General features: G+C 34.0%; 7 protein-coding genes and 1 pseudogene. 2 read left to right on the top strand and 6 right to left on the bottom strand.

What is annotated here, in order from left to right:
- The first annotated feature begins 3 nt into the window (after window positions 1-3).
- Together DZ60_RS23920 and DZ60_RS23915 are read left to right on the top strand one after the other, a co-directional pair.
- Window positions 4-2115, top strand: coding sequence for a fibronectin type III domain-containing protein (locus tag DZ60_RS23920; protein WP_025739842.1), 2112 nt, complete (start codon window positions 4-6; stop codon window positions 2113-2115).
- A gap of 400 nt (window positions 2116-2515) precedes the next feature.
- The gene (locus tag DZ60_RS23915; RefSeq protein WP_025739841.1) at window positions 2516-6055 is read left to right on the top strand and encodes a chondroitinase-B domain-containing protein; all 3540 of its coding nucleotides are present in this window, start codon (window positions 2516-2518) and stop codon (window positions 6053-6055) included.
- 161 nt (window positions 6056-6216) lie between these two features.
- Here DZ60_RS23915 and DZ60_RS0101415 read toward each other — a convergent pair whose 3' ends face one another.
- The 6 genes and pseudogenes from DZ60_RS0101415 to DZ60_RS0101390 all read right to left on the bottom strand — a co-directional run bounded on the left by DZ60_RS0101415 (window position 6217) and on the right by DZ60_RS0101390 (window position 14230).
- Window positions 6217-6966, bottom strand: a complete 750-nt coding sequence (locus DZ60_RS0101415; protein WP_025739839.1) for an SDR family NAD(P)-dependent oxidoreductase — start codon at window positions 6964-6966, stop codon at window positions 6217-6219.
- 60 nt (window positions 6967-7026) lie between these two features.
- The gene (locus DZ60_RS0101410) at window positions 7027-7608 is read right to left on the bottom strand and encodes a TetR/AcrR family transcriptional regulator (protein ID WP_025739838.1); all 582 of its coding nucleotides are present in this window, start codon (window positions 7606-7608) and stop codon (window positions 7027-7029) included.
- Between the two features lie 409 nt (window positions 7609-8017).
- Entirely contained in the window at window positions 8018-8386 is a 369-nt protein-coding gene (locus DZ60_RS0101405; protein ID WP_025739836.1) for a DUF1801 domain-containing protein, read from the bottom strand.
- A gap of 11 nt (window positions 8387-8397) precedes the next feature.
- Entirely contained in the window at window positions 8398-8856 is a 459-nt protein-coding gene (locus DZ60_RS0101400) for a GyrI-like domain-containing protein (RefSeq protein ID WP_025739834.1), read from the bottom strand.
- A 39-nt stretch (window positions 8857-8895) separates the two neighbouring features.
- Window positions 8896-9619: pseudogene (locus DZ60_RS22220) on the bottom strand (helix-turn-helix transcriptional regulator).
- A gap of 270 nt (window positions 9620-9889) precedes the next feature.
- Window positions 9890-14230: a choice-of-anchor A family protein gene (locus tag DZ60_RS0101390; RefSeq protein WP_025739833.1), complete on the bottom strand. Its 4341-nt coding sequence runs from the start codon at window positions 14228-14230 to the stop codon at window positions 9890-9892.
- Between the last annotated feature and the right edge of the window lie 95 nt (window positions 14231-14325).

The raw sequence follows: 14325 nt of genomic DNA, 5'->3' as shown, positions 1-14325 counted from the left end.
AACATGAAAAAATTATTTACACTTTTTGTGATCATCGTCGGATTGCAAATGCAAGCTTCTAATGATAAATATAGACTTACATTACGTGGTAACCCTGCAACATCTATTGTTATAGGATGGAATCAAATCTCAGGTAATAACCCCATTGTTTATTTTGGAACTACGGATAATGGTACAGATTATCTCAGTTATACAAACTCAAAAACTCCAGATAGAACCGTTTCTTATAAAGGAATGACCAATACATTTGCACGTCTAACAGGATTACAGCCAAATACAGCCTATTATTTTGTGATTGGAGATAGTGAAGGTGTTAGTCAAAGATATTGGTTCAAAACTGCTCCTGCGGATAAAAGTAGATTGTCTTTTATTGCAGGAGGGGATTCTAGAAATAATAGAACTCCTAGACAAAATGCCAATAGTTTAGTAGCAAAATTAAAACCGCATGCAGTGATGTTTGGTGGTGATATGACAGACGATGATACAGATAGTCAATGGCAAATATGGTTTAATGACTGGCAATTAACTATTGCTTCTGATAATAGAATGTTTCCTGTAATAGCTACCCGAGGAAATCATGAAGATAGTAATAATACAATATATAATTTGTTTGACACTCCTTCTTCTAGTGTTTATTATGCCATTACTTTTGGAGATAACCTTATTAGGACATATACGCTAAATACTGAAATTTCTATTTCTGGAGATCAAACAACTTGGTTACAAAATGATTTAAGTACTAATGCAACTAGTGTAACCTGGAAAATGGCTCAATATCATAAACCTATGCGCCCTCATGTATGGTATAAATCAGAAGGAAATACGCAATACAGTAATTGGGCACAACTTTTTTATAATAATGGAGTAAATCTCGTTGTTGAGTGTGATGCACATACCGTAAAAACTACTTGGCCGTTAAGACCATCAACATCATCAGGTAATGACGAAGGATTTGTAAGAGATGACGAAAGTGGAACTGTTTATGTTGGCGAAGGATGCTGGGGGGCTCCTTTGCGAAGTAATAGTGATGATAAAAGCTGGACTAGAGATTCTGAGTCGTTCAATCAATTTAAATGGATTTTTGTAGATGAAGATAAAATAGAAGCACGAACAATAAAAGTTGATAATGCAGCTCAGGTCGGTGAGGTACCCAATACAGATGTTTTTCAAATACCATCAAACCTAGATATCTGGGTTCCATCTAATGGTAGTGTAGTTACAATTACAAAGCGTACTGATTCTGACCCAGATCCTGAAGGAAGTATAGAAGTTTCTATTGCTAATGGTAATGATGATGTCGAAGAGGATAAATATGGAGGCGTTTATGAAAACAGTAGTGACCTAGAATTGGTATATGATTCATATAATAATAGTAGTTATCAGATTGTTGGATTACGTTTTCAGTCAATACCCTTACCTCAGAACTCAATTATTACAAATGCATATATACAGTTTACTGCAGACGAAAGCCATAGTGACGGAGCTCAGCTAGAAATATCATTGCATAATAGTGGTAATTCACCTGCATTCTCATCTTCTAACAATGTTTCATCAAGAGAAGTGTTTTCGAATAAAATCACATGGGATCCCGCATCTTGGTCTCGTAATAGTAGTGGTACAACGCAACAAACCCCTGATCTAAAAGAAATGGTTCAAGAATTAGTAAATAAGAATGAATGGTCATCAGGTAATAGTGCAAGCTTTATTATTAGAGGAAAAGGGACAAGTTTAACAAGTACTTCTGCAAAAAGGGTTGCAGAGTCTTATGAAGGTGGTTCTAGTAAAGCGGCAAGATTAATTGTGGAATATACAACAGATACTGAAGCTAGCTTTTCTAAACAATATACAGACACAGCATCTGATGAAATTTTTATGATAGAACCAACCCCTTTTACCAATGTGCTTACAATTAGAACTTCTGAATTAAAGACAAATGAAAAGTATATAATTAATATACATAGTCTTTCTGGCAGAATCATCTATAGACAACAGTCTAAGAACATTTCTGGAAATATTATAATTGCACCCGAAATTCGGAACCCTGGAGTTTATCTTCTTTCTGTGCATGACCAGCTAGGAAATATACTGGTTACAAAAAGAATACTGAAAAAGTAGAAAAGGATTGTTGTTATTTATTGTAATTATTTGATTTAAAGAAATATATAAATAATAATTTTTTATTATAAACCTATGTTGAAAGCCAGTTTACTATTAAGTAAATTGGCTTTTTTGTATGATCATATGTAATTATTAGTTCTAACTAATAGGGCTTAAGAAGGATTAATAGATAGTAGAAATAAGGGTTACGATTATATTCTTTTATGTTTGAATATTAGAATATGATAATTTTTTAAGATTATTGTTAATTACAAGTATGTTTTTTTAACCTAAAATTAAGATAATTGACAAATCTCACTTATATTTGATTATTACAATTGGTTGACCAATTTATGTATATCATTGGTTCTCTGTTGAAATAATAATAATAACACTTCACACTAAATCCTATTTCTTAATGGAAAATTTATACTCAATACAAAAACGAAAAAGGTTTTCGTTTTTACGTATTACAGATAAGAATATCGTTTTAATGATATTCTTACTAATGACCTTTACCACATCGGTATATTCACAAACATTCGTTTCTGATGGAGAAGATTTGCAAGATCTTGTAAATGAGTCTTCTGCAGGAGCTGTTTTTATAGTTCAAAATGGAACATATTCTGATTTTGAAGCAAGTTTTACTGCCATTGCAACAGCAGATAATCCTATTACTGTTAAAGCAGAAAGTGTAGGAGGTGTAGTTCTTACAGGCGAATCTCATTTTACTTTCAAAAAAGCTGCTCATATTATTTTAGAGGGGTTTGTATTTGATGCTACAGGTGAAAGTACTTTAATAAAACTTGAGGGCTCAAACAATATCCGTATCACAAGAAATGTTTTTGAACTCGAAACCACAGAATCTATAAAATGGGTATATATAGGAGGCGTATGGGATGATGAGGATTTTGAATATTTAAGCCATCATAATAGAATAGACCATAATATTTTTCAAAATAAAGCAACTCCTGGACACTACATTACTATCGATGGTACTGGTGAGGTTATGCAATCTCAGTATGATTTGATTGATCACAACCATTTTAAAAATAATTCCCCCAGAGCTGTCAATGAGCAAGAGTCGATTCGTATTGGTTGGAGTGAAATGTCAATGTCTAGTGGATATACAACTGTAGAGTATAATCTATTTGAAGATTGTGATGGAGACCCAGAAATTGTGTCTGTAAAGTCATCAGATAATGTAATACGTCATAATACATTTAAGCGTAGTTATGGGACATTGTCATTACGACATGGTAATAGAAATAGAGTAGAGGGGAACTATTTTTTTGGTGATGGTAAGGCAATAGGAGTCTCTGATGCAGGATCAACATTGTACACTGGTGGGATTAGAATATATGGAACAGACCATATTATTGTCAATAATTATATGGAAGGGCTTACAGGAACCATTTGGGATGCACCAATAGCACTGACTCAAGGAGACGCAATTGATGGTAGCAGCTCGGATTTAACAAAGCATTTTAGAGCAGAACGGGTTACTATAGCATATAATACTTTAGTTAACAACACACATGGTATAGAAATAGGGTATGATAAACCAGGAAATAATGCTTACAATACAAAACTAAAAGATATTACCATTGCCAATAACTTGGTAACAGGATCAGAAAATAGTATGGTTAGCTATATTAATGGTAATGATCAAGAAGGAGAAATACATTTTCTTAATAATATCATGTTTCCAACAGATGAGGCTACTTTAACTAGTGACGGATCTACGTTTTCTTCTGATCAAGTTGTACTGTCAAATCCTAATTTAACTTTTGATGGAACAGTATGGAGAGCTACTGATACTTCTCCGACTATACTTTCTGCCGTTTCTTCATTAGGTATAGAAGAGGATATAGAAGGGCAGGATCGACCAGAAACAAGTAATGCAGGTGCAGATCATTATGTATTAGATGCTACTGTGAGATATGCACCGTTAACTGCAGAAGATGTGGGGCCTTATGCAACCGAAGATGGAGTAATAATTCCTGCTGATTATCTGACAGTGGGTGTTATTGATACATTTAATGCCGAAGAGGGAGAAAAAGTAGTAAACATTTCTTCTAATGTTGATTGGGATGTTACCTATACTAGTGATTGGGTAACAGTAACACCAGATAGTGGAAGTAATAATGGTACAATTACTATAACTGTTTTAGAAAATAATGAAGAAGAAGAGCGCACAAGTTCTGTGTTAGTTTCTTCAGGAGATTTAGAAAGAACCATAGAAGTGATACAAGAAGGTGTACCTGTTATACCAGATTTTCTAACAGTAGGAGAAATAGGGAATGTAAGTGCAAATCAGGCTACAATAGACATAGCGATTTTGTCAAATATAGCTTGGACCGTAACAAATAATCAGGATTGGGTAGAAATCTCGATGTCTGCAGGAAACAATAATGCAACAATTACGATGAACGTTTCTGAAAATACAAGTGCGGTAGAGCGCATAGGTAGTATAACCGTAAGTGGAGGGGATTTTGACAGAGAAATAAGTTTTACCCAATTTGGTGCTGTCGATACGCAACCTGGAGATTGCGAAGAAGGTGCAAATTTATCACTCAATGCTGCCATCGTAAGTTTTAGTTCTGAAGAAAATACTACAAATACGGTCTATAACCTTATTGACGGTAATCCTGAAAATAGATGGTCAGCAGAAACTTTTCCTCAACATGCAGTCATAGATTTGGGAGACGAATATAGTGTAGATGAGGTTAATTTATATCCTTATGAAGATCGGGCATATCAATTTCTTGTAGAAGGTTCACTGACTTCTTCTGCATCTGGATTTTTTACATTAACGAATGCTACCTCTAATGAAGTAGGAGGTGTAGTAATTAATAGATCTTTTTCTTCACAAATGGTTAGGTATGTAAAATTAACAATAACAGGAGCTTCAGGGTATACTGGAGCCTGGACTTCGATTCTTGATTTTGAAATTATTTGCTCAGGAACCTCTGATGAGGAAGATACGCTGACCTTATCATCTCTAGTTGATTTTGATGCGGCTGGAGAAACACAAACTATTGTTGTTACTTCTAATGTAGAATGGATAGCAAGTACAGAGAATGATTGGATAACTATTACCCCAGAAACAGGCAGTGATAATGAAGAAATAGACATTACAGTGACCGAAAATAAGGATGTGGCCATACGAACGGGAATGATAACTGTAACCGGAGGTGAAATAATAAGGACACTTACTATTTCTCAAGAAGGTAGTCAGGAAGAAGAAGAGGAAGAAGAAGAGGAAGAGGAAGAATGCAAAGAAGGTACTAATGTTGCTCTTGGGGCTACTATTTTAGACTTTAGTTCAGAACAAAACTCTGAAAATTCTGCGAATAATTTGGTTGATATTGATTTTGATAGTCGTTGGTCAGCAGAAAACTACTCTCAATATGTAATTATAGATTTGGGTGATATATATAGTGTTAATGAAATTAATGTTTATCCATATGAGGATAGGGCTTATCAATTTATAGTCGAAGGATCTGCTAGTTCGTCGATATCTGGTTTTTCTGTTTTAACTGATGCGACTGGAAATACCGCAGGAGGCAATGTAATTCATAGAAGTTTCTCCTCTCAATCTGTTAGGTATATAAAGCTTAAAGTAACTGGAGCTTCTGGGTATAGCGGTCAATGGGTGTCCATATTAAATTTTGAAGTTTTATGTTCAGGAGAGGCAGTGGTACATAACATACAAAAAAGTGCTAGCTTAATTAGGTCCTTTCCTAGTCCTGCGAATAGTTTTATTAAGGTAGTGTTAGAAGGGTATGAAAATGTAAACGAAATTTATCTATTTTCTATAATTGGCGATCTGCTAAGAAAAGTTAAGATTGAGTCCGGAATTAATAAAATAGATATTACCGAATTAAAGAGTGGGATGTATTTTATCGCAACAGATAATGTGGATATACCAGCTGGTAAGTTTGTGAAACAGTAATATTTAGAAATTATTGGTGGTACATTAAAAACAGGCTATTTCTTAAGAAATAGCCTGTTTTTTTGGCAAGAATATCAATATGCCTACATTAAAACTGCTACAAAGCAATGGTACTTGTAGTAGTTTTTAATCAAAAGTATAAATATGAAAATAATAAGGGACTAAATTTGACTTAAACCTCCGTCTACTTCTAGCTCTATACCATTAATATAAGAAGCATCTTCTGAGGCAAGGAACAAAGCGGATTTTGCAACTTCTTCAGAGGTACCAAATCTTCCTAATGGAACCTGTTGTGCGAATCCCTTACCCATTTCTTCTACTACTTCACTAGGTAACCCCATTTTACCATAGATGGGCGTATCAATAGGGCCTGGGGCTATAGAATTAACTCTAATACCTCTTGACTTTACTTCAGATGTAAGTACTCTTTGGTATGCTCTTAGTGCTCCTTTTGTAGCAGAATACACGCCTAAGCCATCAAAACCCTTTTGATGAACAATAGAATTGGTGAATAGGACTGTACCACCATCATTAATATGAGGTAAGGCTTCTTTTGTTGCTAGAATTGGTCCCTTTACATTTGTGTTAAAAAGGGTGTCATAATGTTCTTCGCTTATTTCGTGAGTAGGAGTAGGAGGGGCAATTCCTGCATTTAGAAAGAGAATATCAATCTTTCCGTATTTTTGAGTAGCTTCTTTGATAAGGCGCGTATTATCATCTGCTATAGATACGTCTGCTTTTATGGTAATAAAATCTCCCTCTAATTGAGATGCTACTTCATCAAGTGCTTCTTGTCTTCTGCCAGAAAGAACAACTTTAGCACCTTCTTTTAGGTATAGTTTGGCAGTTGCTAATCCAATGCCACTATTGGCTCCTGTTATTACTGCAACTTTGTTTTCTAGTTTTTTCATTTTGTAATATTTTATTGTTATTTATTTTGAAACAATCGTTTCAGATTAATGTAAAAAAAATTAGTTAAGCGTATTTAGTATTGTTTTAATGATTCCTTTTAATTCATGCTCGTTTTTGTTTAGGATTCCTGTCATTCGCAACCCCTGAATAGATGCGTAAAGATAGAGAGCATATTGACTTGCAGATTGATTATTGTTAAATACCTTTTCCATCTGACCCTTAGAAACAATATCTTCAAGCATTGCTAGCATGCGTTCTTCATTTTGTTCTATAAATGCCTTGACAGTTGGATCTTGATTTGTCATTTCTGATTTACAGTTTACTAGTAAACAACCTTTTTTATTGGTGTCATTTAGTATGTTATTAAGCATAATATCAAAAATTACTTTTATGGCATCAGTCGCGCTATAAGTTTGCGCTAATCCAGAACTAATTTTTTTCGTATTATGTAATTGATAGAAAGACAATACTTCTAGAAATATACCTAATTTACTGCCAAAAGAATTATAAATACTAGACCTATTAAGAGATGTTGCATCTACCAGATCTTGCATAGAAGTGCCATTGTATCCTTTTGAATGAAATACTTCTGTGGCTTGTTCTAGCACAAGGTTTCTGTCAAATGTTTCTGTTTTTGGCATAATATTGAAATAATCGTTTCAAAAATAAAAAATTAAATAACGGACACATGTTATTGAAATCATAAAATTTCTAAATAATGCAAAGTATAAGTTTAATTAAAAGTATTTAATTAAATGAATTTCAATATTTTGCAATATTTATTTTATGCTATAAAATTAGAAGTTTTTTTAATTATATTATTTTTTTATTTCCTTCATTATGGATGTTGTGGTAGCAAAACTTATTTGTACCAATGGTTTCAAATAATGTTTTTAGTATATTTATTTTTATGTGAGATGGTATTCGGTAAGTATTTTGTTAGGAAAATTTAAGCAAGGATAGATTAGAAATTCGAACGTGATTAGTTAATAGCGTAATTGATAATCTATCCCTGTTTTTTGAAGTTGTGTTTTGAAGTTGCTAGATTTTTTATTTTGTGGGAATTGTTCCGTTTTTATATAAATCCAATGCTTTTGATAATAATAATTGTATCGAATCCAAAGGTATATCTATATTGGGGTCAACTCTAAAAATTTTCATCCTTGATCGGTTTCCTTTTTCGAGTTTTGGGTGTTTAATATGTTTTCCTTCGACCATTAGTATATAGGGTTCATGTGTTTTTTTGTCTGTCCATAAATAACAAAACATCTTTTTTTTATAGCAAAAACATGGCATGCCCCATTTACGAGTTTCAGAAACCTCTTTGTCCTGATCTAGTATAATTTGGCGTAATGCCAGTAGACAGCTTCTATTTGGCTCCTGCATATTGTTATAATATGTATCAACTTCAATAGACATATGATTCATTATTATTTTATTGCCACCAAAATATCAACTTCGGCATTTTTTGGGTTTTGTGCGTTTTTACCATATACTTCAAAATCGGCCGTAAACTTTCTTTCTATATCCATTGCCCATATTTTTGACCAATGGTTGATAATTAGTCCATTAGTTAAATCACCTTTTGCTGTTGTTTTATAATAGTTTCCTCCTTCAAAAGATTTACCAACCATTCCTTTGGGTACTATTTCTAGGCTATTTACTTTACATCCAATAATGGTTGTGTATGGTTTTGTATGATCAGCTTCATATTCTGTATATAAGGAATAGATTGTGTTGTCAATTTTGTTAGGGATTAGATGAATTAAATTTTCTTGCATAAATCTATTCCATAGTTCAGGAATTTTTAGGCTTGCTTCTCCATTCTCATTTGTTGTTCGTATTGAAATTCCGATGATCTTGAAAGGTTTAATTTGTACGTTTTGCATCTTGTATGTTTTTTAGTTTAAAACAAAAGTATAAGGTGCTTATGTCAAAGGTATGTCAGGGGTGTTTTAATTTTTTGCGACATTTTTCGAGATATTGTTGTAATGTCATTTGATGAGGTTTAAATGAAGTATCTAGTACTTGTAGCTTTTGAATACGGTCAATACGAAATGCCCTAAATTCATTTTTTAACAGACAGAAAGCAATTAAAATCCAATTATCTTGGGTTGTATATAGTGCAAATGGTTCTATTTCTCTTGTACTATGTTTATTATCAAGAGATAAGTAGTTTATTTTTGTTAATTGATAATTAGAAATAGTTGATTGTAACTGAATAAGATAATTACTGGTTTTATGGTTTTCTAAATTATTACGAACCTGAATTCTTTCTGACAGTAATTCTGTTTTTTCTTTTTGCGAATGTTTTAAAACAGCCTTAATTTTAGTGATAGCATTGGTGTACTGCTCTGTAAGAGATTGGTCTTTGTTTTTTTTGATTAATTTTTCTGCCGTTATTAGGGCATTTGCTTCTTCTTGTGAAAACATAATTGGCGGAAGTTTATATCCTTCCATAATCGTATACCCTTTACCTTCTTCTGTTATTATTGGAATTCCGGATTGTGATAATGTGCTGATATCTCTGTATACAGTTCGTATACTTACGTGATGCTTTGCTGCAATCTCCTTTGCGGTAACAATTCGTTTTGATTGTAGTTGTGTAAGTATGTTGGTTAATCTTGTAAGTCTTGGAGTACCTTCTGACATCTTTTAAGGATATTATGATATTATAAATTTATAAAAAGAATGGTGGTTTTTATCATTCTCTTTATAATTTATGTAAAGATGTCTAAATCATTTTTAGGATTGTATATGCTGTTGTTTTTTGACTACATGAAAAAAACAAAATAGGTAATTTGATGTTTCAGTAATTTTATGCAATTACTGGGGTAAATACTATAAAAAAAACACCTGTAGAAAAAAATCTACAGGTGCTTACTACATAAATATGGTTGAATTATTTAGTAGATTGTTTAATTATGGTAATGTAATAAAGTTAATAGACTCTTCCCATCCTTCACCAGTAACTACCAATATATATTGAGTATTGGCAGCAAAACTACAGTGTGTTAATAGGTTTAAGTCGATTGTATTACATCCTTTAGGAATATTCGTGGTAATGATACCTCCGATTCTGTTTCCGTCCATTTTGTATGTTACATACGTGATTTCTTGATCTTTATCTACAGCTAAATCAATATTAAGTATACCTTTCGCATCCACAGGAATTGGGTATGCTACTAAATTATATTGCTCACTTAAGCATGGATCTTTTTCTTCCACAGTTACAGTTACAGAGTCTTCAGAAGAACATCCATTAATGTTAGTTCCTATTACAGTGTACGTTGTAGTTTCTGTAGGAGTAACCTGTATAGATGCAGTAGTTTCTCCTGTTGACCATAAGTAACTCATGTTTTCAATATAAGGAGAGGCTGTCAAAATACCTGATTCACCTTCTATTATAGTAATATCATCTCCAGCATCAACTTCGATTTCGGTTACAGTAACAGTTACTGTATCTTCAGTTACACAATCTGCACAGTTAGTAACAGTAACAGAGTAGGTGGTATCTTCGGTTGGTGCAACCGTAATACTTTCTGTAGTTTCTCCTGTTGACCAAAGGTATTCAAAACCATTTGTTTCAGTAGTGATACATTCTCCTAAGTTGATATTGAAATCTCCAAAAGAAGTAGGAGCACCTTCAAGATTAAACCATCCAGAACCTCCATTAACGGCATCTCCACTTTCATAAACATTGGCTCCATTTCCTATCTGGAAAGCAGGTCCTCTTCTAGAGATAACATAATTTAAGCTTCCGTTAATTTGAGTTACAGATCCAGTAAGTGCTGTGTAGTATACCCAACCAGAAGGATTTTCTGACTGACAGAAACTTTCTTTAGGGCTATCTACTGGTGGAGTAGTAGTTCTTCCAGAATAGGTTGCGTCTACAGTAAAGTATGTATTGGTTGTGTGATATTCGAATACAGTTCCTTTAAGAGTTGCAGTTCCATCTTCATTTTCTTTCCAAACAAGATCTACATTACTGAACCACATGCGTACTCCAAGGTCATTTACATATACTACAAAATTGTGATCACCTCTACAGTAATCGGTATCTAATAATGCATATTCTACACACTCCTCGCAAGCACCTTCTCCTTCTACAGTTGCAGAAAGCGTAACTTCTTCTCCTAGACAGATTACTTCATCAGCTCCTGCATCAACACTTATGTCTTCACCTTCTATTATAGTGATATCTTCTAAAGCAACGACACATTCTTCATTTTCCCATCGAATAGCGATGTCATATGTACCGGCATCCAGACCATCAAAAGTGTAAGAACCTATAGTGTCATCAACAGTTGTATAGTTAATACCACCGTCTATAGATAGATCGATTGTTGTTCTATTTTCATCATTTTCAAAAGTAAATGTAATGGTTCCGTTATCTTGCTCGCATGTTGTGTCTGTTGCAGTAACCTGAGCTTCTGGAGTATCAAGAACGGTTACAGTTACCGTATCTTCAGCAATACAATTTCCGCAACCAGTTATGGATACAGTATATTCTGTGTCTTCTGTTGGTGATACCACAATACTTGCAGTGGTTTCTCCTGTAGACCATATGTATTGAAAGCCATTAGGACATGTACCTTCTATAATAGCTGATGTGCTAGCAGAAAGTGTAACTTCGTTACCCTCACAAATCTCTTTATCAGCGCCTGCATTAACAGTAATAGTTTGAGTTTCTTCGATCACTACATCATCAAGGTAAATAGTACAATCTCCGTTACTCCAACGAACAGCTGTTTCGTATGTACCTGCAGTTAGATTTTCAAAAGCATAAAATCCTGTATTATCATTTACAGTAACAAAAGTTACGCCTCCATCAATTGATAAATCGATAGTTGATCTGTCGCTATTGTCATCATACGCAAATTCAATAAACCCATCGTTTGGATATGCACAGGTAACATCTTCTGTATAAACTTCTACCTCTGGAGCATCAATTACAGTTACTGTTACTGTATCTTGAGCTGTACAATTACCACAACCAGTTATTTCGACAGTATATTCTGTATCTTCAGTTGGTGATACTACAATGCTTGCAGTAGTTTCTCCTGTAGACCATAGGTACTGAAAACCATTAGGACATGTTCCTTCTATAACGGCCGATGTACTAGCAGAAAGTGTAACTTCTCCACCTATACAAACTTCTTGATCAGTTCCTGCATTAACAGTTATAGTTTGATTTTCTTCGATTATCACAGCATCAAGAGCTATAGGGCAATCTCCGTTACCCCAACGAACAGCAATTTCATATGTTCCTGCCGTAAGGTTTTCGAATGCGTAGAACCCTGTGTTATCATTCACAGAGACAAAAGTTACGCCTCCATCAATTGATAAATCAATAGTTGATCTGTCACTATTGTCATCATATGCAAATTCAATAAATCCATCGTTTGGATATGCACAGGTAACATCTTCAGAGTATACCTCTACTTCTGGTGCATTAAGCACGGTTACAGTTACTGTATCTTCAGCAATACATGTACCACAACCAGTTATTTCGACAGTATATTCTGTATCCTCAGTTGGTGATACTACAATACTTGCGGTAGTTTCTCCTGTTGACCATAAGTATTGAAAACCATTAGGGCATGTTCCTTCTATTACAGCCGATGTGCTAGCAGAAAGTGTAACTTCTTCACCTTCACAAATCTCCTTATCAGAACCAGCATCTACGGTTATAGTTTGAATTTCTTCTATAATTACTGGATCAAGAGTAACAGGACATTCATCATTACCCCATCTGATAGCTATATCATATGTTCCTGCATCTAGATTTTCGAAGCTATATGAACCAGTATTATCTTTTACATTTACATAACTCTGACCTCCGTTAATAGATAGTTCTATTCTTGATCTTCCAGCAGTATTTTCAAAATAAAAATCTATATACCCACCATCATTGTTGGTACAAGAAATATCTTCTGATTCTATTTCAACTTCTGGGTTTTTGTTTTCTTTTACTGTAACTGTATCTTCTGCTGTACAATCACTACAATCGGTTACAACAACCGTGTATGTACCTGGTTGATTAACAACAATTGTTTTCGTGTTAGCACTTCCGACAATACCAGGTCCTGACCAGCTATAGCTAATTTCTTCTGCAGAACATGAACTTCCTGAAGCACTTGCTGTTAAAGTGGTTTGATTGTTTTCGCAGAATTCTGCATTACCACCTGCATCTGCTACCAATTCACAAGTTGGTACCTCACAATGATTATAGGTGTGTTGGTGTAATTCTCCGTTTACATGATCATACGTATTCGCTATAACTTGACCATTAATGTTACCTGAACTATTTTTTACAATATCAGTTTGAGGAGCCAATACACTTCCAATAATTGTTCCGCCACCATTAATAGTAATTGTAGAACTGTTATAAAAGTTGAAAATTATAAAAGCACCATGTTGATCTCCGATTCCAGCTTGGTTTTTTACATCCCATACAAAATCACCCGAATGATCTACATTTATAATAAGAGGAGAAGTAGAGGTTGGTTGATTGTTAAATGTAAAATTTTGTAGGCTGTTTAATTCGTTTCCAGTAAGGTTCAATACATTAGTTGTATTGTTTGCCAATGTAATTTTGCTCCCATTTTCTATGACCACATTTGCAGTACGCGTACTGTAAGCAAGAGAGATAGATGTTAATTTAGCAAACGCTGAATCAAAGTCTATTATGTCACCATGAGCAACACTAGTGGCTGCTTGATTTCTTTGTAATTGAATTCTTGGTGATTGGTTAAAATCTCCTGGTGTAATTCGAGTATTACTTCGAGCACCGTTATTATCGATGTCAAAAACAGTAGATCCAGTAAGATCACCTATTTTTGCATATCCTTGGTTAAGGTGCGTGCCTTGTCCGTTTTTATAAATTACCTTTCCGTTAACGACTAAAGATGCGGCTTGGCTTTCTCCATTGTGATAAAAAGATCCACCTGTTTGAGCTGCAATTGTAAAGGTTCCATTAAGAGTAAGGTCTCCACCCATTGCTAATGGTCCTTCTGTATCACCACTTGCAACACTTACACCATATCGTACAAATGCATTATAACCTAATGCTTCAGTTAATGGGTTTTCGCAATTTTCGTTTTCTGAAAGAGTTTCAACGTTATTTGAAGAAATGTCTCCACTAAAACTGGAGCTAATTAAAACAATAATAGCCATTGATAGGCCTAAAAGCGAAGAAGAAATTCTAGCTCCACTTTTATTTTTGTTTAAAGACAAAAACTTTAAAATAATTTCTGACATAATCGTGTTTTTTGAGTTTAAAATCAAATTAATTTGGTAGTTAAATATTGGGGGGTATGATTTTATGCATGTGCATAAATTAAGTTCTATTCCTT

The organism is Aquimarina pacifica, from assembly GCF_000520955.1.
GTDB classification, from domain to species: domain Bacteria; phylum Bacteroidota; class Bacteroidia; order Flavobacteriales; family Flavobacteriaceae; genus Aquimarina; species Aquimarina pacifica.
This window is presented reverse-complemented; position numbering and strand designations above follow the sequence as displayed.